This is a genomic window from Mucilaginibacter gynuensis (assembly GCF_039541195.1).
GTDB classification, from domain to species: domain Bacteria; phylum Bacteroidota; class Bacteroidia; order Sphingobacteriales; family Sphingobacteriaceae; genus Mucilaginibacter; species Mucilaginibacter gynuensis.
Map to the genome: position 1 here is coordinate 29610 of NZ_BAABFT010000001.1, position 21995 is coordinate 51604.

Below are 21995 nucleotides of genomic sequence, written 5' to 3' on the forward strand. Positions count from 1 at the left end.
ACTATTAAAGCCAACACAATGAGAAGACATATACTATATTATGCAATGCTTATTGTTTGCATGATCTGCTGCACAGATCTGTATTCGCAAGCACAAAACGTCACTATTACCGGCTCTGTTATTGATAAAGCAACAAATACAGAATTTCCGGGCGTAACAGTGGTGATGGAAAAGCCATACAAAGCACTAACCCAAACAGATGCAAAAGGTAAATTTACAGTGACAGCGCCAGTAAATTCAACGCTTGTATTCACGTTTATCGGTTATGTTTCACAAAAGGTAAAAGTTGAGGCTAACATGAAACCGCAAACCGTATTTTTATCTGAAGATAGAAAGGCGCTTGAGGAAGTTGTTATTGTGGCCTATCAAAACAGGCAAAAAGAAACAACTACAGGTTCGGCTGTTACTATCAGAAGTAAAGATATTCAGGATATTCCGGTATCAAACGTTGAGCAATTACTGCAAGGTAAGGTTGCCGGTTTGAATATTCAGAATAATACAGGTGCACCTGGTTTCAGAGGATCGGTGCAAATACGCGGGTTATCTACCCTGAGTGTTACCGGTAGTGGCAATGAATCATTTTTGCAGCCAACATCGCCATTATATATTATTGATGGGGTGCCTTTGGATGCTGATAAGGCGGCCGAATTTGGTTTTCAAACCCAAGGCCCGGGTGTTAGTCCGCTATCACTTATACCACAAGAAGATATTGAAAGTATACAGGTATTAAAAGATGCCCAGGCAACTTCAATGTACGGTTCGCGTGGTGCGTATGGTGTAATTATCATTACTACCAAACGTGGTAATTCAAAAGTGCCAAGGGTTAGATACACAGGTAACTATTTCGTTGATCAACCACCAAAATTGCGTGAAACTTTGGGTGGTAATTCTGAAAGAAGTTCGAAAATAGCACAGATATTGTACAACGCAACCAATATTGATGAAATCAGAAGAATAGGTTTAACCTCTTTCCTGGCTGACAGTTTGAATGCTTATTACAATAACTCTACTAACTGGCAAGATGTATTTTATGCTACTACCTACAATCAAAGTCATAACGTTGGTATGGATGGTGGCGATCCTAAATTCAACTACAAAGCCAACGTTGGTTATTTCTCTCAAAAAGGGGTTATCAAAAATACAGGTTTTGACAGGTATAGCTTAAACATGAACATGCAGGTTAGGCCAAATGATAAATTTGAGTTTAACGGATTCCTGTTCGGTTCGGTAGGTAGCCAGGCAAAAGGCGATGGTTTAGGTATACTACAATCAGGTGTTGCAGCTAATGGCCAGGCATCTTCATTATTGCCTCCTCCATCATTTTATCAGGCTTCAACAGGTGTGTTATCGGCCCTACGTACCGACAATAGTAACAGTACCCGTAACTTAAGAACAAACGTAAGCGGTCGCTATGAATTTATTGCCGGCCTGGCTGTTTCTTCAAGCATTAGCTACGATTACACTTCCAATGCCGAATCAACATTTACACCGGCAGCTGCCAATGGGCAATTTGCGAAAGTCTATGATTTTGAAGGTCGCGATTTTACACTATACAATCGTAATGCCATAACATATGCTAAAACATTTGGTACTGATCATAACATTTTCGTTAACACATTCAATGAAATTTACAAGCAAGGCTCTCAGGCAGGTATCATCCGCCAGGAAAGAACCCCTAACGATCAGTTACAGGGCCCTATCGGTTATGACTCGTATTACTCAAGAGGTGGTGGTGTGTTATCAACTTATAGAAATGCTACAATTGCTTCATTTGCAGGTTCATTCTCTTACGACTTTAAAAAGAAATACGTTGCAGAGTTGTCTTATCGCTTAGACGGTACCTCATCAAATGGTTTAGAAAATCCATACTCTAAAAACCCTTCGGTAGGTTTGCGTTGGAATTATAGTAAAGAAGATTGGTTTAAAGATTCACAATGGCTATCATATGGTGGTTTGAGGTTAACATGGGGGCAAAATATCAACCCATCAGGTAACCTGCAAAGTATCTATGGTATTTACAACCTAAACGGTAACTTCAATAATAATCCAACCATTGGTATTAATTACGATATTATACCTAACCCTTTCTTAAAACCTACTACAACCACGCAGTGGAACTTAGGTTTTGATATGGGTTTATGGCAAAGTAAAGTGGAAGTTAACTTTGATACCTATTACAAAAAGGTTGACAATATATTGTTTGACAGAGGGTTATCAAATATCACCGGTTTTGGTAAATTGGTTAGTAATGGTGTTGCACTTGCCAATTACGGTTACGAGTTAATGATTACCGCAAGACCGGTTCAAACTAAAGATATAACCTGGAGCATTTCAGTTAACGGAGCAATTAACCGCGATATACTATTGAAATTACCTGCCGAATATAACGGGCAGTATATTAGATTTGAAACTGGTGATTACCGCCAACACAATGTATACAGGGTAGGTACTAATACATTATCAAATTATCTCCGCATCAACGAAGGCGTATATTCAAGAGATACAGATGTACCTGTTGACCCGCTTACAGGTAAAAAGTACCAAACTAACGGTACATTCTTTCAGGGAGGCGACCCTAAATTTAAAGATGTTAACGGCGATTATATACTTGATGACCGCGATTATCAAATTACCGGAAACTCACAACCATTACTTACCGGTGGTTTTTCAACCAACTTTGTGTATAAAAGTATAGGATTAAATGTGTATGGTACATTCACAGCTAACAGAACGATTTTAAATAATGCGCTTTCTGATCGTATGGCCATAATGCGTGATCCTTATGATTTGAAAGCCGTTGTACCACTGGGTAGCTATAACATCTGGCGTCAACCAGGCGATCAGGCAATTTATCCAAACTTGTATGATTATTCAAGATTTGGCGCCATACAACCGCTCAGACCAGATCAAACCCTTTGGCAGGAAGATGGTACTTATTTCAAGATCAGCAACGTAACACTATCCTATACCTTTAGCCGTAATTTTGTGAAAAGATTTGGTTTTAATAACGTAAGGATTTATGGATCAACCAACAACCTTATTACATTCTCTGGCTATTCAGGCCCTAACCCCGAAAACGTAACTACGCTTGGTCGTGATATTTCTAACGGATATCCTGTACCGCGTACTTATAACTTCGGTTTAAACTTAGAACTTAATACAGGTAAATAAAGCAGAGGATCATGAAAAAAATTGTAATTTACATTTTAGCAATTGCAGGGGGTTTAAGTTTACCTTCTTGTAAAAAGTTTTTAGATATACAACCCATTGATAAGTTAACAGGTAACAACTTTTATCAATCAAAAGATGATGTTATAGCTAATATATACGATATGTCTCGTATACTGTTTGGTAAGATCAATGAAACCCATTATGCAGGCGCTGTAGGCGAATATCGTTCGGGGGAGGTTTTGTATGAAACGCAGGCAGATGGCGGTGTTTCCCGTTCATATGTTGAGGTATTAGGCAGAAACGACCTTTTGGAGCTACTTCGTGGCGGCCGTCCCTGGGATTTTTACAACTTCCGCGCTATACCCGATTGGACCGGATATTACAAAGTAATACAAGGGGCAAATATTCTTATCCAAAAATTAGATGCCGGCATACCCGGTGTAAGCGCTAATGATATAAAGCAGTTTAAAGCCGAGGCAGCATTTATACGTTCATTATCTTATTTTATGATGGTGAGGTTATATGGTGATGTAGTTTACTACACAGATGCTTTTCATACTGAGCCGTTGCCTCGTGAAAATATGGTATCGGTATTAAATAAATGCATAGCTGATCTTAAGCAATATAAGGACGATGTTCCTTTTACGTACGGCGACCCTGCACTAAGAGGCGTAAGGGCAAGCCGGGGCAGTATTATTGCATTACTGATGGAAATGAACATGTGGAATGCCGGTTTTGACAGGGCACGTGCAAATCAGTATTATGAAGAAACTGCTGCATACGGTAAAGAACTGGTTGAAAGTAATGCTTACAAATTGCTGAATATTGAAGATTGGGCAACTGTAATAAAAGGCAGGTCAGAAGAAAGCTTATTCGAATTTTACCGAAGCGTTAACTATGGTGATGAAAATACAAATGTTGCGCCAATTGGTGATATGTTTTTGCATTATCCATATAAAAGACCAGAATATACCCACCGTGTAAGTTTTGCTTATTTCAGAGCTGAATACATGCAAATGCTGTATCCTCAAAATGGTGATAAACGTGCCTCAATATGGTACAACGAGGATATATACGCTGACAATGGCAGATTTATGATGACAAAATTTGCAGTTAACTCATTTGCTACAGGTGAAGAAGATAGAAACCCTGATAATACATTCATGATTTTCAGGTATGCTGGTGAAATATTACTGGCTGCAGAAGCAATGGCAGAGTTGGGTGACCGGGATGGTGATGCTGCTACCTATTTAAACATGGTACGCCTAAGGGCAGGTGCCCCCCTTTTTAACGGTACAGGCCAGGAATTAAAAGATTTCATTTTCCTTGAACGCTCACGTGAGCTAATGGGCGAAGGACATCATTATTTTGATTTGGTACGCACCAGGAGGATACTAAGCAGTACATGGTCATATAACGTTTTAACTTTAGATAAGTTTAACCGTGGTGCATGGACATGGCCAATTGATGGTAATGCAATAATTAATAACCCATTTATGGTTTTAAATACTTATTGGGTTAACGGTGGTAATTAATTAACACATACATTATAGTAGTGATGATAAAAAATATGAAAAATCTGATTATTGTTTGTGCTTGTTTGTTGCTGGCACTCAATAGCTGCAAAAGAGATGGTTATTACGAAGATGGAGGTAAAGCAAATCCTAATTTTAATGGGGATATGCTTGCTTATCTTGAATCAAAACCGGTGCCGTTTGATACTATTGCGCAAATAGTTAAGCTTGCCGGTTTAGAAGAAACATTTCGTACCTCAGAGTTTACCTTTTTTGCACTTGATGATGATGTTATAAAAAGAACCATCGGTGATAAAAATGATGTAGGTTCACTAAACTGGCAGTTGTTTTTTGTTGGCAAGGATACGGTTAAAGCGCTATCTGATATCAACCCTTTAATCTGGAAGAAATATTTGCAACGTTATATGTTTACCGGTGTAAACAGGCTTAAAGATTACCCGCAGATAGATTTAGGCTTGCAAAGTCTTTATCCGGGTGGGTTGTATTACTCGCTAAGCGGAACTGTATGTAATATAGGTGCCGTATATAATGATGTAAATGGTGTTAAATATTTAGGTTACAGAAACTTATCTTTAAGTTATGTGTATGATTTATCTAACCCTGATGATAAGAGCAATCCAATAAAGATCTCCTCATCAGATATTAAACCTAAAAACGGAATTGTACATACACTGTCTTTTAGTTTTGGATATTTCGGTTTTAATCCTAATGATTTTATGCTCGAAGTATATAACTCAGGCCTTACTACATCTAATTAAAGCGATGGTATAATTGTTTACATACAATGAATTTGAAGATGAGAAAATTAAAATTTATAATAACCATAATTGCTTTATCCACTGTAGCGATACAAGGGTGTAAAAAGGAGCAAACGACTTTTGAAGACCCCTATGCTGACGCTAAATCACCATTGGGTATAGAAATTAACCGCAGTTTGGCACCTGTACCTGCAAACGGCGAATCAGGTACTGTAGTTACCTTTCAGGCAAGGGGTTTGAAACAATATGAAGGTAAATTAAAGTTTATGTTTAACGGTGAAGAAGGTGAAGTTACCGAAGTTACCGAATCAACCATAAAAGTTAAGGTTCCGGATGCAGGTAGTACAGGTGTAACTTCTATATCGGTATCTGATCAATTAGTTATAGGGCCAATATTTACAGTTAACGGATTGGTAAATATTGATCCTTCTTTTAGAGCTACAGCGGGTACAAACGGTGTAGTTAACCAGGCATATCCATTGGCTGATGGCAGGTACTTTGTAATTGGAGGTTTTAATAATTATGACAATAAGGGTACAACCACACCTTTAAACAGAATAGTTAGGGTTTCTGCCGATTTTGAATTTGACCGTACCTTCAGAACTGGCAAAGGTGCTAATGGCCAACTATCAAAAATCATTGAAATTAGTAATAATAAATACGTTATTTCAGGTGGTTTTAGTGGTTATGGCGGCAGACCTGATAACATAAGCAATATCACTACTTTAAATATTAACGGTAGTATTGATACTATGGGGATTAAAACCTACAGAAGGCCCGGTTTGCTTGATACTATTAAATTTTTCCCTCGGTTTAATGGCGGTACCAATGAGTATATTGATAAAATATACAAGCATCAGAATAAGATATTGGCAACAGGCCGTTTCAGGTATTATGTAACCAGAACTTATACCGAAGCCAGCTATGATTTTCAACGTGATACCGTAATACTTGATAGTACAGAAATACGTCAGATAGTTCGTTTTAACCTTGATGGCTCACTTGATAAAAGCTTCCGTTTTAATGCAACCACCAATAAAGGTTTGCCGGCAGCAAATGGCCCGATAGATTCATATATGCACACAACGGGTGCTTTAAATGAAAAGCTGGTTATTTTCGGGAATTTTACAACTTTTGATTCAAGCCCTGCAAACCGTCTTGTACGTTTAAACGTAGATGGGGGTATTGATAATACATTTAATGTAGGATCAGGAACCGATAACTCAATCAATTATTTAACTTATAACAGCGTTACAAAAAAGTATCTGATTACAGGTGCCTTTAGGTCATACAATGGTAAACCGGCTTTGGGCATTGCATTGCTAAATGAAGACGGTACCCTTGATGAATCATTCCAGGCAAAATCATATGAAGGTGGCTTTTATGGTTTTTCAAAACAGTTGGATAATGGCTGGATAGTAGTAAGTGGCAGTTTCAAAAAATACAATAATGTAACGCGCAGCGGCTTCATGATCATAGATAACAAAGGCGACTTTGTTCCAAAATATAATGCAACAGGTCCGTTTGGAGGATACTTAACAGATATTGTTGAAACCAAATCAGCCGACGGTAAAAAAGCACTGTTACTATTAGGTGGTTATTACCGCTTTGATAACCTACCGGTTTACAATATAACCCGGGTAACTATAGAATAAATAGTGAACAGACAGACTAAATCATTAAATTAAGAGATGAGTGATATGAAAAAATTCCAATTATTATTTCTTTTCCTCCTTGGTGCTATACTTACAACAACTATAATATCTTGTAATAAAGATTTTGTAAGAACATTGCCCGGAGATAAGTATCAGGATACGGCCACGGTAAAATATGGTAACCGAAAGGTTTTATACCTGATAGTTGATGGCGCAAGAGGTGTATCAGTGCAAAATGCCAATACTCCAGTTTTGCATGCTTTAACTAAAAACTCTATTTACACATGGGTTGGCTTGAGTGATCCTGACGCTACGGCACAGGCCACTAATTGGGCCAGTATGCTAACCGGTGTTAAAAAAGAAAAACACTTTGTTTTAACCAACGATTTTTTAAACAGCAATCTTCAAAACTATCCGGTTCTTTTTGAAAGGATAAAAGAGATCAATACTAATGTAAAAGTTGCTTCTTACACATCATCTGCAGCATTTAAAAACAACCTTACCGATGGTGCTGATGTAAGCGAATTGGTAACTACTGATGCAGAAGTTAAAGATGCCGTTATCAACAATCTTAAAACTGATACAGCTTCACTAATTGTTGGTCAGTTTGGTGATGTTAATGCTGCTGGTGCTCAATATGGCTACGATAATTCTTTTGCACCATATAAAAAATCAATTGAAGATTTTGATGGTTATGTAGGTGAAATACTAACCGCTTTAGAAGGACGTGAGAACTACGATAACGAAGAATGGCTAATTGTAGTTGCATCAAGTGCCGGAGGTAAATTTACAATACCAGCCAATGATAATGATAATACTGTATTTAGTAATACACTGGCTAATACTTTTACTATTTACCATAATACTAAATACAAAACACGCATTATAAGTAAACCATTTACTGGTAACCGTTATTTGGGTAAAACGGTTAGATTGTATGGTAAAGATGTAAGGGCCGAAATTGACACAGTTGATGCTGAATTATTTAATATTGACGATACGACCAGGTTCACAATTGAATTAAAGGTAAAAAAGAACGAAGACGAATTTTATTATCCAAGTATATTGGGTAAAAGAAGAGAATGGTCTGGGGGCCATCCAAGTGTAGGCTGGGTAATTTACCTGGAAGGTAAATATTGGTACTTTGAATGGAGGGGCACTAAAGATGGTGACTATCGCCAATGCCGTGGTGGTGATTTAAGAAAAGGCATATGGGAAAACGTTTCAGTAAAATGCGAAAAACGTGGCACACAAAGGTTTATACGTACCTATACTAATGGTGTATTTAATAATGAGTTAGAAATCACAGCCTCTGGTAGCCTTAGCAATCACGATAAACTTAAATTGGGTTTTCTTAATGGTAACGGCCATGGCGAACCTAATGTATATGTAAGTGATATTCGTTTCTTTAAATTTCCGGTGCCTGATAATGTTATTGCAAATTATGCCTGTGAAACTTCAATTGACGAAAGCCATCCGGATTATAATTTTCTTGCTGCTTACTGGCCTGCAACTGATGGTCAAGGTAGTATAATAGCAGATGTTGGCCCACAGGCCCGCGATTTTAATCTGATTGGCGCTTATCAATGGACAGATTTCAACGATATTATATGCCCGCCATCGGCAGCTGCCCTGGCAACATTTGTACCGCAAACGGTAGATATACCCTCGCAAATAATAAATTGGTTTAAAATATCAAATCAACAAAGATGGGGTCTTGACAGTAGGGTTTGGTTAGATCAATAATTGAGGTTAGACTTGTAAATTACTAAATTATGAAAAAGATTAATTACAGTGTATTTGTAGGGCTGTTGGCACTGTTGGCAGTATCCTGTAAACAAAATAAGCTTGACGATCTTAGTGCGATCAAGACAGATGCAAGAAGCATATCCGGTGATGGTGTAATAACAGCGGGTATCACCAAAACTAATGAATCAGTAAGTGTGCCATTTAAAATTGCACTGTCAGGTGCTGCAACAAAAGCATTTCAAATAGGTATAACTTTAAATGCTGATACCGTAAATCAATTAATAGCCAACGGAGGCTTACCTGAAAATACCATTTTAATTCCGAATGGATCTGTTGATTATCCTAATGTAATTAACGTTACATATGGCTCAAAAGAAGGTATGGGTACCGCTATTGTTAGGTTAAGTGCACTAGAGCGTAATTATGGAAAAAAGCTTGCATTTGCCTTTAAGTTAACTTTGCCCGGTAAAGGAAATACCGTAAACCCGGTAAGTTCAAATATTTTGATTGTGCTTGACACAAAGGAATTGATCAAGGAAGAAGAAATGCACTATCTATCATTTGCAAATACAGTAAATGGCAGGCTTAATATTAGCTATCCACAACATGGCTATACCGTTACCGCGGCAGGTATTACTATACCGTTAATAGTAAATTTAGCCGGCCAGTCAGGTGCTGCATTTGACTTTAAGATCAAATTGAATGTAGATACGATTGCTACTTTAGTTGCTAATAACCAGTTACCTGCAAGCGCAATTCATTTACGTTCAACAACAGTACCTCCCGAATATACTATTGACACAGCTATACGTATCCCTACAGGGGCAAGTTCAGGGGTAGTTCGTTTAAACATACCATGGCCTGTATTTGATGCTAACATTATTCCTAACAAAACATTTGCTTTTGCATTAAGTATCGTTAATCCAACAAAGCATGTTTTACAACCAACTAACAGTAAGGTAATTGTGGTAGTGTCTCCCGACGTAGTAAAAGATAACAATTCTTATATTACAGGTAAGGGCACGGGTTTAAAGGCAGAATATTTTAGCAATAATCAACAACTTGATTTTGATGGTAGAAAAGCCGATAAAGTTAGAATTGACGAAACTGTAGATTTTGGAGGTGATGATTGGCCAAGGAATTTAGGTATTAGTTTAGATAATTACTCAAGCCGTTGGACAGGCGAATTCCTGGCACCGGTAAATGGCGAGTATATTTTTTACCAAACAAGATGGGATGATGGTAGCCGTTTATACGTAAACGATGTAACACTGGTAGACGATTTTACTACTTCATGGGATAGGCCTGAAAGGTTTGGTAAAATTGTTTTAGAGCGTGGTAAGCGTTATAAAATTGTAGCTCACCATCGCGAAAATGTTGGTGGCCAGCAAGCCCGCCTTGAATTTGAAGTTCCGGGAGTTATTAATGGAAGGCGTATTATTCCAAGAAGCCAGTTATACCCTGCACCATAAATATTAATAACATTATAACATTAATTATAATACAATGAAAAAACTATTTAGCATACTATCGGTACTGTTATTGATAGCAATGATAACAGTACAGTGTAAAAAGGATAAAAAAGTGGTGGTGCAAGAGCCGGACGAGCCTAAGCCTACAGCAGGATTTGAATACGTAGTGCCTGATAGCACTAAATTTTTAGAATATCAGTTTTCAAGCTCTTCAAGTAACTATAAAGAGATATTATGGCAGTTTGGTGATGATAGTACATCTGTTGATACAGCGCCTTTTCACACGTACGCGTTTCCGGGTATATATTTTGTAACACTTACAACACGTAATGGTCAAAACTACTCGGCAAGTAAACAAATAAGGCTTAACATAGTTGACCCTACCTTTGATGCTACAAAAGTTGGCCCCAATTACATTAAAACAGTTGGTGGTGTATTTACAGTATCCCGCGATAATGGCGGCGGGCCTAACTCTAACGAGGGTTCATTGAAGGTTATTGATGAAGATAGGGAAACCAAGTTCTTTCAATCGGGTTTTGCAAATGATTTGGTTATGAAGATAGCGTTAGATACTCCTAAAGTTGCAGGTGCTTATACACTTACATCTGCAAACGACAGCCGGGATCGCGACCCAAGTATGTGGGTATTTCAAGGATCAGAGGATGACGTTAGGTGGATTGAGTTGCACAAAGTTATAACACCTCAGTGGACTGATGATCAAAGAAAATTTCGTAAAATTTATCACTTTAATAATAAGGGGTTAGTTGCCTACAAATATTATCGCATACGTATAACGCGTAATAATGGTAGCCGCGATTTTCAATTAGCCGATTGGACGGTAAATCAAAAACAACCTAACAAATAGCATAAACACTAATTTAATAAAAGGGGTAAGGCTGTGAGGCACTTACCCCTTTTTTGTTATGCATACATTTGCTAACAAATAACTTTGCTGGGCTGAAAAAAACTATCACGAAAGATAATTTATATCATTCTTTTTCTCGTAATATGATACTTTTTGTTGAAGTATTGATACGATTTGACTAATAGGCAAAGTGTAAAAACCCCGTAATTTACGCTTAAACCAAAAGTGTTAATCGTACAGTTAACACTTTGCCAATTAAATCATTTATGAGAAAAAATTTACTACTGAAAAAGGATGCCTATTCCTTTTCAAATGGTCTCCAAAGGAAGACCCGGCTTTTGAAAGCCCCACTCGTTTTTTTTCTTCTTTGTTTACTTTTTGCCATTAGTCCGGCATTTGCGCAAACAAAAGTCACGGGTACCATTGTTGATGAAACAGGGGCGCCTCTACCCGGTGTTGCGGTGCGAGTTAAGGGTACCGAGGTAGGTACCAGTACAGATGCGCAGGGCAAATACACTCTTTCAGTACCGGGCGCTACCAGTGTTTTAGCAGTATCTTTTGTTGGTTATACCACTCAAGAAATTACGGTTGCCGCTAAAACAGTAATTAACATCAGCTTAGAACCTGCAAATGCGAGTTTGCAAGAAGTGGTGGTAACGGGTTACACCTCACAAAAGAAGGAGTCCTTAACTGCTGCAATTTCATCAGTAACCAGTAAGGATATTGACCGTGTACATGCCGGCGCAAACGTAAGTACTACATTGGCCGGTAAAATACCCGGTGTGTCGTTCAAAGCAGCAGAAGGTCGCCCAGGTGCAAGCGCGGCTATATCTATCCGTAACTATGGCCCCGCTTTATTCGTAATTGATGGTATACAGCAGGATGAAGGCCAGTTCAACAACCTCGCGCCCGGTGACATCGAAACTATTACCGTACTGAAAGATGCATCGGCCTCAATTTATGGCGTACGTGCAGCAAATGGTGTAGTGGTTGTAACAACCAAACGTGGTAAGCTTAACGAAAAAGCATCGTTAAATTTCGATTTCTACACAGGTTGGCAAAACTGGACTCGTTTCCCGGACGTATTGACCAACTCTTATGATTATATGAAATATCGTGCTGAGGCCGAGGTAAACCTTACAGGCACAACGAGTATTACACCTGCAGAGCTTGAGAAATATAAACAAGGTACTGAGTATGGTTACCAAAGCTTCAACTGGAAAGACTTCATTATTAAAGGCAACGCGCCTATAACCAATATTAGCGCTAACTCATCTGGCGGTTCTGATAAAACTAATTATTACTTTTCTGCTACACACGTCTTTCAAAACTCAGTTTTAGGGCGCGAATTCTTGTTTAAACGTACCAATATTCAATCAAATATTGAATCAAAGATAACTGACCGTGTTAAGGTGGGAGTTATGATTAACGGGCGGATAGAGACCCGTGACAACCCTGGTGTACCTGGACAGGATGATTATGGCAATGCCAAATTTGCCATTTTAAGAAATACGCCTCTTGAAAGGCCTTTCGCTAATGATAATCCAGAATATATTAACGACATTAAGCATAACGAAACAAACTGGGGATATTTAACGCTTAAAAATGCCGGGCATTACCGTGAAGACTGGAGAGTTTTACAAACAAACTTTACACTTGATTACCAAATACCGGGTATTAAAGGTCTTACTGCAAGAGGAAAATATTCTTATTATTTGGCAGATCAATTGCTGAACAATCATGAATATACCTACAAAACATATACTTATGACCCGGCAGCAGATACTTATGCTGCAACAGGTGGTAGTACCAACCCATGGCGCGAACGCAGGCAACGTAAAGTAATCAATACTACTTTACAAGGATTATTAGAGTATAACAACACTTTTGGCAAGCATACTATTAATGCCTTTTTAGTTGCTGAAAGATTAAAAAACACCGATTTAAATAACTGGGTGCACGCTGTACCTACAACTAACGTGCTACCGCTTATTTATTTCCCGACGGTTGATACTTATGACGATCTGCAAACTGATTTGAACAGGGTTGGCTATGCTGCACGTGTGAGTTATAACTATGGTAACAAATATTACTTTGAAGGATCAGCTCGTAGAGATGCGTCTTCATTATTTGCTCCGAGCGCACGTGTAGGATATTTCCCATCAGGATCGGTAGGTTATCGAATTACTGAAGAGAAATTTATTAAAAATTTACTGGGTGACAAATCGGTGTTAAATGATTTGAAACTAAGAGCTTCTTATGGCGTATTAGGTGATGACCGTGTAGCACTTGATTATTTTGCATATATACCGGGTTACTTATATAACCAAGGGACAAACATACTTGATGGCAATGCCATTGTTGGTTCAAAAGACAAAGGTGCGCCAATTACCAACGTATCATGGACACGTAGTAAGATTCTCGATATTGGTATTGATTATAGCATGTTTAATAATAAACTTACAGGTGCAATAGAATATCACAATCGTAGACGTACAGGTTTATTATATCCACGTTATGACGTATTGGTGCCAACTGAATTGGGTTATGGTTTACCATCTGAAAACTTAAATAGCGACCAGGTTAGAGGGTTTGAATTTTCTGCTAATTATACTAACAAATTTGGTGAGCTTGCTTATGCAATTGGTGGTAACGTTGGCTATGCCCGCAATACAGATCTTACTGTTTATAAAGAGGTGTTTAATAACTCTTTAGACAGATACATGAACGGTAAAACTAATAGATACTCTCAAAGATATCCAGGCTATGAAGTTCTTGGTCAATTTCAAACACAAGAAGAAATTAATAACTATCCTGTAAATATTGACGGTAAGGGTAATAGCACCTTACTTCCGGGAGATTTAATTATTAAGGATAATAATGGCGACGGACGCATAGATGAGTACGATAGAAGAACAATTGGTTTCTCTAATACGGGCTTACCGCTTATTAACTTTGGTTTTAGCATTACATTAAATTATAAAGGCTTCAATTTAGCCGCCGACTTCTCGGGTGGTGCCGGTTATACCTGGTTGCAAAACTGGGAAACGAGATGGCCCTTCCAAAACGATGGTAACTTCAACACCATATTTGAAGACCGCTGGCATCGTGAAGATCCGTATGATGTGAATAGCGCATGGATACCCGGCAAATACCCTGCATTGCGCTTTAACAGAGGAGGAGATTCTAATAATAACAATAGTACCGCCGATGGTGGCCGTGTAGGTACCGGTAATAACACCTTCTTTACACACAATGTTAAATACTTACGGGCCAGAACCATTGAATTGGGTTATTCATTGCCGAAAAAATTATTGGATAAGCTTAATGTAAAAAGCTGCCGCGTGTTTGTAAATGGATATAACTTGTTTTCAATTGATAACCTTAGTAGTTATGGTATTGATCCTGAAGTAAACGATGATAATGGATTACAATACCCTCAAACCAAAATTGTGAACGTAGGTATGAAATTAAGCTTGTAAATGTTAAATTATGAAAAAGAAATTATCAATTATATTAATGGCTGCGGTGCTTGGCACTTATGGCTGTAAAGACAGTGAGTTCTTAGATATTGCGCCAACTAATACCTTAACTGTTGATCAAATATTTCAGGATGCCAACCAAACATTATCGGTAATGGCTAACCTATATAATCGTTATGCAGATTTTTCTACCGTAAAAGATTGGGCTACCATGGCCGATTTCAATGAATGCTTCGTATCTGACGGCGGCGGTTTTAGTAAAAATAACGGATGGGATTATAACAGCTGGTATACCTGGGATTATAACTACATCCGCGATTTAAACCTCTTTATAGAAAGAGCTACCGCATCAACAGGTTTAGCTCAGGCTGATAAAGATCGATTTATAGCTGAAGCACGTTTTTTAAGGGCATCTTATTATTTTGAAATTGTTAAACGTGTAGGTGGTGTGCCTTTAATTTTAAAATCGTTAACTTATGATTTTAGCGGCGATCCAACCTATCTGCAGTCGCCAAGAAACAAAGAAGCCGAAATTTATGATTTTGTGATTAGCGAGGCTGAGGCTATAAAAACTATCTTGCCAAAAACACCTGATACAAAATCAAGGGCTACCGCAGCTGCTGCTTTAGCTATGGAATCAAGAGCGGCATTATACGCTGGTTCAATTGCCAAATACGGTGCATCAACACCTAATGTAAGTTTACCAGGAGAAGAGGTAGGTATACCATCCGGCAAGGCCAGTGGTTATTACACTACAGCATTACGTGCTGCTAAAGAAATTATTGATGGAAGTGTGGGAGCGTATTCACTATATAAAAAGAAAGATGATCTGGCTGAAAATTTTGCCAGCATATTTTTAGATAAAGGAAGTAATACCGAAGTTATTTTTGTGGATGATTTTAAATTAAAATCTGGCAAAGTACACGGCTTCACACTTTCAAATCAGCCTCGTTATGGGGCTCAGGAAGAAGAAGGTGGCCGTATAAATCCATCACTGAACTTTGTTGAAACTTTTGAGAAACTGGATAATTCCTACGCGCCTATTCCAATTACCAGCAGTAATGGTCAACCTATTGTTTATACAAATCAACTTGAGCCTTTTGCAGGCCGAGATGCCAGGTTAGCCGGTACAGTGTTATTACCAAGTATGCCTTTCAGAGGGCTTAATAATGATATATTTGCTGGTGTACAACTTACCAATGGTACTGTTATTACGGCTGATGATAGAGGACTAAAAAGAGATGTACCCGGTAAAGGCCTTATACAAGTTGTTGGGTTTGATGGGCCTATTAACAATAAAGTATTTACTGCACAAAGTGGATTTTATATTCGTAAGTACCTTGATCCGGCACCTGGTGCTGGCCAACGTGGTGTAAATAGCGAAGTATGGTTTGTAAGATACCGTTATGCCGAGGTATTATTGAATGCAGCAGAAGCTTCTTTTGAGTTAGGGGATGCAACATCAGCAGCTTCATACATAAATCAGGTACGTGCAAGAGCTGGTTTGGTTACTCCACTAACATCTTCTCAAATTACTTTTGATCGTGTTGTTCATGAGCGCCGTGTTGAATTGGCATTTGAAGGTCATTTATTATTTGATTACAAACGTTGGAGAATAGCTCATCAGGTGTTTGATGGTAACACTATGACTGAAGCTGATCTGCTTAGCAATATTGGTAAAGCCACCAAACGTAGTACGCAACCTTATGGTTTGTGGCCTTATAAATTAATTGATCCTAACGGACCAAATGATGGAAAGTGGATTTTTAAAATTGTATTACCAAGTGAAGTTCAGGGTAGTGACAGATTTTTATTTGGAAATTATTATACCCGTATTAATACCAACGAGATAAGTAACAATCCAAAACTTATTCAAAATCCAAATCAATAACTATAAATTTAACGAGAGATGAAGATCAAATATATTTTAAGCATTGCTGTATTATCTATTCTTGCAGGATGCAAAAAAGATAATTACGATGCGCCGGGCCTCCGTTTAAACGGACGTGTGGTATACCAGGGTGAAGCCATTAACGTAGAACAACCTTTTGAAAATCCTGCAAATATTGAATTATGGCAACCGGGGTTTGGTAAGCTGGCAGCTATACCAATGCCAATAGCACAAGACGGTTCGTATTCGCAGGAGTTATTTGCCGGCAACTACAAGTTAACTATGCAACCGGGTAATGGTCCCTGGATGTGGAGAACTAATGCGGCAGGCAAGCCGGATACTGTTTTTCTTGATTTTAAAGGCAATCAAACACTCGATCTGGAAGTTACACCGTATTACCTGATCCATAACTTTACCAATGCAGTAAAGGGTAGAAACATTATCGCGAATTTTAAGGCAGATAAAATTATTACCGATGCCAACGCTAAGGATATCGAATATGTAAATTTGTATGTAAACAAAACGCAATTTGTATCAGGCGGTTATAATATCGCTTCAAGAAGGTATAACAATGATGCGATAATAGATCCGTCAAATGTTACCTTCAACAAATTTATACCAACTTTATCACCTACGCAGGATTATGTTTATGCCCGTATAGGTTTAAAAATTGCAGGTGTAGATAAGTTGGTTTTTTCGCCGGTACAAAAAGTTCAATTACAGCCAATTGCTAATTATCAGCGTATCCAGGCAGAAACAGGCACATTGGTTAACGCAATCACTGATGACAAAAATACATATGTTCAAGGGATGACGACTGTAGGTAGTTCTGTTACTTTAACATTTACAGCGCCTGCTGCAGGTAATTACATGGTAAATGTTGTTGGCGCATCTGATATAGCAGGCACTACACAAACTATTACTATTGATGGTGTTGCCAAAAAAGTGGTTTATCCTAAACAAGGGGCTACAGATTTTGATATTGTGCCTATTGAATTTACATTAACCGCCGGTGCACACACAGTAGTTATCAGTAAAACCGCTACCGACCCGGGTGCGGCACAGCTGGACTATGTGGATTTCTTTACCTATTAATTAATCATCATATTAAATCGGGAGAAAGCAATACCTAAGTTGCTTTCTCTCATTATTTAAACTCATGAAAAAAACAAACATCTTGCTTACCGGCATCCTGTTGCTGCCTTTTACCTTTGCATCGGCGCAAACAAAATGGGCCTTTGTTAAAGACAAAATTGTATCGCCATGGGCCGAAAAGGTTGACCCAAAAGCACCGCTACCCGAGTATCCGCGTCCGCAACTGGTGCGTAGTAACAACTGGAAAAACCTGAACGGTTTGTGGAGCTACGCCATCACACCAAAAAGTGATAACGCGCCTTCAAAATATGATGGCAGCATTTTAGTGCCTTACGCTGTTGAGTCAGCCTTATCAGGCGTTGGTAAAACCGTGGGTAAGGATAGTGTGCTTTGGTATAAAACAACCATCAGCATACCATCTACCATAAAAGGTAAAGATGTATTGCTGCATTTTGGCGCGGTTGACTGGCAAACAGAGGTGTTTGTGAACGGTAAAAGTGCAGGTAAGCACGAAGGCGGTTTTGATCCGTTTTCGTTCAATATTACCTCATTGCTAAAAGGTGGCGCTAAACAGGAGATAACCGTACGTGTTTGGGATCCGACAGATGATGGCCCGCAGCCACGTGGCAAGCAAGTGAAAAAGCCTGAAGGTATATGGTACACACCGGTTACCGGTATTTGGCAAACCGTTTGGATTGAAGGTGTACAAAAATCATACATCGCCTCAACCAAGCAAACACCTGACATTGATGCCCATACGTTAACGCTTAATGCTGACGTTGCTAATGCGCAGGCAGGTGATAACATTAAGGTAGAGGTACTTGATGGCAAAACCGTAGTAGCACAACAGCAATTTAATGCTAAAGAAACCACGGTTATCAAGTTAAAGAATGAAAAACTGTGGTCGACTACAAGCCCGTTCCTGTATGATCTGCATATTACCCTTGTACGTAATAACAAGGTAATTGATGATGTAAAGAGCTATTTCGCTATGCGCAAAATATCAATGGGACCCGATGCCAATGGTATACAGCGTATGCTGCTGAATGATAAATTCGTATTCCAATACGGTCCGCTTGATCAGGGCTGGTGGCCTGATGGTTTGTACACCCCGCCAACAGAAGAGGCTATGTTGTACGATATTGATGAACTTAAAAAGATGGGCTTCAATATGATACGTAAGCACATTAAAGTTGAGCCTGCCCGTTATTACAATTATTGCGATAAAATGGGGATGTTGTTATGGCAGGATATGCCGAGCGGAGATTTAGGTAATGGCTGGGAAAATCGTCCGGGGATATTAGACCATGGCAGTGATAAAGATCGTACACCTGAATCAGAAGGATACTACCGTAAAGAGTGGGCTAAGATTATGGCCGATCTGCACAACTTCCCTTGTATTGTGGTATGGACTCCGTTTAACGAGGCCTGGGGACAGTTTAAAACTGTAGAAATTACCGAGTGGACGATGAAGAATGATCCATCACGATTGGTGAACAGCGCCAGCGGTGGTAACTTTTATACAACAGGTCATATTGTTGATTTGCATAATTATCCGCACCCGGCAATGCCTCGTCCTGATGTATTTGGTAAAAACCAGATATTGGTATTAGGTGAATTTGGCGGTTTAGGTTTACCCGTAGAAGGGCATACCTGGCAGGTGAAAAACAACTGGGGATATCAGAACTTTAAAAACGCCGATGAGATGTTTAAGAGGTACTCTACTTTCACCGACAGGTTAGCAGAACTGATTCCGCTGGGATTATCTGCCGCTGTATACACTCAAACTACCGATGTTGAAGGCGAGATAAACGGCTTTATTACTTATGATAGGAAGGTTATAAAAATGCCTACCGATAAATTACTGGAGATCCACAAGAAATTGTACAACCCGGCTTTAGTTAAATAAGTATGCGTTATTTAAACAGGTTTTGTGTTCTGTTGAGTGTAATACTGCTAAGTTTTAATGCTTCGGCGCAAGACAAAGCAATACATAAAGCGCCATCGCCATTATTTCGCGACCCGATTTATGATGGCGCTGCCGACCCGATAGTAGTGTATAACCGCGGTGAAAAAGAGTGGACGATGATGTACACTCAACGCAGGGCCAACATGCCTTTGCCCGATGTAGCTTTTTGTTACGGTACAGGTATCGGCATAGCTACCTCAAAAGATCACGGGCAAACATGGGCATACCGTGGCACATTAAACCTGGAATTTGAACACGGTACCAATACCTTTTGGGCGCCGGAGGTAATTTACGATAATGGCACTTACCACATGTTTGTCACTTACATTCAGGGTGTGTACAGCCATTGGGGTGGCAATGCCCGTTTGGTACATTATACCAGCAAAAACCTGTGGGACTGGAAATTTTTGGGCGATTTAAAACTCACCCAAAACATCATCGACCCAACCCTGATGAAGCTACCCGATGGTAAATGGCATATTTGGTACAAAAACGCCAACAGCAATACCCAAACGGCAGAAAGTAGTGATCTGGAAAACTGGAAGCTTGACCCCAAGGTAGCCATTGGCGGCCAGCCGCATGAAGGGCCAAAGATATTTAGGTTTAAAAATTATTACTGGATGATCACCGATGAATGGGTAGGGCAGCGCGTTTACCGCTCAACAGATGCTAAAACCTGGGAAAAACAAGGGATGGTGCTGGATAAACCCGGTCACCGGCCGGAAGATACGCCAACAGGCGCGCATGCTGATGTTGTAGTGACGGCAGACCATGCCTATATCATCTACTTTACCCATCCTGGGCGCAAAACCCACCAGGATGATGGCGGACATGATAAAGATGGCGGGTTTACTTATTCAACCAAGCGCACCTCTATCCATGCTGCCGAATTAGAGTTTGAGAACGGCACCTTGGTATGCGACAGGGATAAACCATTTGATTTTTGGCTGCCCTGATTACATTGCCCTAAAAACAATAGTATATCCGGAACGTCTGTAATGTATTTACAGGCGTTTCCTTTTTTAGGGGCATGTAAGATAAAATGATTTTCTTTGCACTTGAATCAAATAACAAGGGGTAAACATTGTATTCAAAAGACGAAGCATCGCAACTTAAACAAGCTTTCTGGACAACCTTTGGCCAGTACATAGCGCCGCAGCCTTCTGCCGATGGTTTGCGTATTAACTGGGTAAATTATAAAACCGGGATAAAGAACCTGTTTTTCAGGATGCAGGCCGATAACAAAACGGCTATGATCGCTATAGAAATAAAACACCCAGATTTAGATATACAGGAGCTATTCTTGGAACAGTTTAAAACGTTAAAGCTGGTTTTGGAGGATGCCCTTAATGAGGAATGGGATTGGGAATTGCACGTGCCTGATGAAAATTATAAAACTATCAGCCGCATCAGCACCCAAATTACGGGGGTAAGCGTATTCAAAAAAGAAGACTGGCCGCAACTGATATCGTTTTTCAAGCCCCGTATTATAGCGCTCGATGAGTTTTGGAGCACCGCGCAATACAGTTTCGAAATGTTCAAATAACAGAAACAGCCAGTCTCTTTATATTATAATTCTATAGTTTCGTTTATCTGCGGCAATAACAACGTTTTGCCAGATGCTGTAAATTGCTCAACGGCTTTATCGGTATCAATAGTAACTGCCGGGAAGGTATTATAGTGGATACCAACTATCTTATTACATTCCACAAAATCAGCGGCATAGATAGCATCGGTTACATCCATGGTATAGTTGCCGCCGATAGGCAATACGGCAAAATCAAGCTTGGCCCATAACGGAATCAGTTTCATATCCATAGTTAAAGCGGTATCACCGGCATAGTAAAAACTGCCCGATGGAGTAACAAATACAAAGCCAAGCGGGTTACCGGCATACGAGCCATCAGGGAACGATGATGAGTGGATAGCATTAACACCTTTAACTTTACCAAAAGGGAATTCGATAAAGCCGCCATGGTTCATGCCATGTACCGATTCAATACCATTACTTTGCAACCAGCCCGCTATTTCGGCAGAGGCTACACATTTGGCACCTGTTTTTTTAGCAATTTCGATAAGGTCGCCTACGTGGTCGCCGTGCCCGTGAGAGATGAATATGTAATCGGCCTCAATTTTTGCTATTTCAACGTCTTTAGCTAAAGCATTACCGCTGATGAATGGGTCGAACAGTATTTTTGTTCCTTCTATTTCTATAAGCACGGATGCGTGCCCGTAAAAAGTTAGTTTCATACTATTATAATATGGGTTTGTTGTTCAAACATACATATTGCGCATAGGTTTTAGATGATAAATATTTTTGTTGCCATATACTTTACTGTCGATTGACAATAAA

14 protein-coding genes are annotated in these 21995 nt (G+C 39.2%); 13 read left to right on the forward strand and 1 reads right to left on the reverse strand.

Annotated elements, in window-relative coordinates; translation table 11 throughout:
* Positions 1–18: 18 nt before the first annotated feature.
* The 13 genes from ABD894_RS00090 (at position 19) to ABD894_RS00150 (ending at position 21188) form a co-directional block, all read left to right on the forward strand.
* Positions 19–3171 (forward strand): SusC/RagA family TonB-linked outer membrane protein, encoded by a 3153-nt coding sequence (locus tag ABD894_RS00090; protein WP_345208928.1) that lies wholly within the window; start codon positions 19–21, stop codon positions 3169–3171.
* 11 nt (positions 3172–3182) lie between these two features.
* Positions 3183–4706, forward strand: coding sequence for a RagB/SusD family nutrient uptake outer membrane protein (locus ABD894_RS00095; RefSeq protein WP_345208929.1), 1524 nt, complete (start codon positions 3183–3185; stop codon positions 4704–4706).
* A 20-nt stretch (positions 4707–4726) separates the two neighbouring features.
* On the forward strand, positions 4727–5464 hold the full coding sequence (locus ABD894_RS00100) for a hypothetical protein (protein WP_345208930.1): 738 nt from the start codon (positions 4727–4729) through the stop codon (positions 5462–5464).
* A 38-nt stretch (positions 5465–5502) separates the two neighbouring features.
* Positions 5503–7119: a DUF5008 domain-containing protein gene (locus tag ABD894_RS00105; RefSeq protein ID WP_345208931.1), complete on the forward strand. Its 1617-nt coding sequence runs from the start codon at positions 5503–5505 to the stop codon at positions 7117–7119.
* A 45-nt stretch (positions 7120–7164) separates the two neighbouring features.
* A complete protein-coding gene (locus ABD894_RS00110) occupies positions 7165–8865 on the forward strand; it encodes an alkaline phosphatase family protein (protein ID WP_345208932.1) in 1701 nt (566 codons plus the stop codon).
* A 29-nt stretch (positions 8866–8894) separates the two neighbouring features.
* Positions 8895–10340, forward strand: a complete 1446-nt coding sequence (locus ABD894_RS00115) for a PA14 domain-containing protein (RefSeq protein WP_345208933.1) — start codon at positions 8895–8897, stop codon at positions 10338–10340.
* Positions 10341–10374: 34 nt separating this feature from the next.
* Entirely contained in the window at positions 10375–11205 is an 831-nt protein-coding gene (locus tag ABD894_RS00120; RefSeq protein ID WP_345208934.1) for a PKD domain-containing protein, read from the forward strand.
* A 266-nt stretch (positions 11206–11471) separates the two neighbouring features.
* On the forward strand, positions 11472–14687 hold the full coding sequence (locus ABD894_RS00125) for a SusC/RagA family TonB-linked outer membrane protein (RefSeq protein ID WP_345208935.1): 3216 nt from the start codon (positions 11472–11474) through the stop codon (positions 14685–14687).
* Between the two features lie 10 nt (positions 14688–14697).
* Positions 14698–16578: a RagB/SusD family nutrient uptake outer membrane protein gene (locus tag ABD894_RS00130; protein ID WP_345208936.1), complete on the forward strand. Its 1881-nt coding sequence runs from the start codon at positions 14698–14700 to the stop codon at positions 16576–16578.
* Between the two features lie 18 nt (positions 16579–16596).
* Positions 16597–17673: a DUF3823 domain-containing protein gene (locus ABD894_RS00135; protein WP_345208937.1), complete on the forward strand. Its 1077-nt coding sequence runs from the start codon at positions 16597–16599 to the stop codon at positions 17671–17673.
* Positions 17674–17737: 64 nt separating this feature from the next.
* Positions 17738–19582 carry a glycoside hydrolase family 2 protein gene (locus tag ABD894_RS00140; protein ID WP_345208938.1) on the forward strand — a complete coding sequence of 615 codons (1845 nt, stop codon included), beginning with the start codon at positions 17738–17740 and terminating at the stop codon, positions 19580–19582.
* A gap of 2 nt (positions 19583–19584) precedes the next feature.
* Positions 19585–20598, forward strand: a complete 1014-nt coding sequence (locus ABD894_RS00145; RefSeq protein ID WP_345208939.1) for a glycoside hydrolase family protein — start codon at positions 19585–19587, stop codon at positions 20596–20598.
* Positions 20599–20726: 128 nt separating this feature from the next.
* The gene (locus ABD894_RS00150; RefSeq protein ID WP_345208940.1) at positions 20727–21188 is read left to right on the forward strand and encodes a DUF4268 domain-containing protein; all 462 of its coding nucleotides are present in this window, start codon (positions 20727–20729) and stop codon (positions 21186–21188) included.
* A 23-nt stretch (positions 21189–21211) separates the two neighbouring features.
* Here the strand turns inward: ABD894_RS00150 and ABD894_RS00155 are convergent, their stop codons facing one another.
* Complete coding sequence (locus tag ABD894_RS00155) at positions 21212–21892, reverse strand: metal-dependent hydrolase (protein WP_345208941.1); 681 nt, start codon at positions 21890–21892, stop codon at positions 21212–21214.
* Positions 21893–21995: the final 103 nt, after the last annotated feature.

Excerpts from the sequence above, each read along its gene's own strand:
- ABD894_RS00090 (WP_345208928.1), top strand. The coding sequence starts at position 19 with ATGAGAAGACATATACTATATTATGCAATGCTTATTGTTTGCATGATC.
- ABD894_RS00095 (WP_345208929.1), top strand. The coding sequence starts at position 3,183 with ATGAAAAAAATTGTAATTTACATTTTAGCAATTGCAGGGGGTTTAAGT.
- ABD894_RS00105 (WP_345208931.1), top strand. The coding sequence starts at position 5,503 with ATGAGAAAATTAAAATTTATAATAACCATAATTGCTTTATCCACTGTA.
- ABD894_RS00110 (WP_345208932.1), top strand. The coding sequence starts at position 7,165 with ATGAAAAAATTCCAATTATTATTTCTTTTCCTCCTTGGTGCTATACTT.
- ABD894_RS00115 (WP_345208933.1), top strand. The coding sequence starts at position 8,895 with ATGAAAAAGATTAATTACAGTGTATTTGTAGGGCTGTTGGCACTGTTG.
- ABD894_RS00120 (WP_345208934.1), top strand. The coding sequence starts at position 10,375 with ATGAAAAAACTATTTAGCATACTATCGGTACTGTTATTGATAGCAATG.
- ABD894_RS00125 (WP_345208935.1), top strand. The coding sequence starts at position 11,472 with ATGAGAAAAAATTTACTACTGAAAAAGGATGCCTATTCCTTTTCAAAT.
- ABD894_RS00130 (WP_345208936.1), top strand. The coding sequence starts at position 14,698 with ATGAAAAAGAAATTATCAATTATATTAATGGCTGCGGTGCTTGGCACT.
- ABD894_RS00135 (WP_345208937.1), top strand. The coding sequence starts at position 16,597 with ATGAAGATCAAATATATTTTAAGCATTGCTGTATTATCTATTCTTGCA.
- ABD894_RS00140 (WP_345208938.1), top strand. The coding sequence starts at position 17,738 with ATGAAAAAAACAAACATCTTGCTTACCGGCATCCTGTTGCTGCCTTTT.
- ABD894_RS00145 (WP_345208939.1), top strand. The coding sequence starts at position 19,585 with ATGCGTTATTTAAACAGGTTTTGTGTTCTGTTGAGTGTAATACTGCTA.
- ABD894_RS00155 (WP_345208941.1), bottom strand. The coding sequence starts at position 21,892 with ATGAAACTAACTTTTTACGGGCACGCATCCGTGCTTATAGAAATAGAA.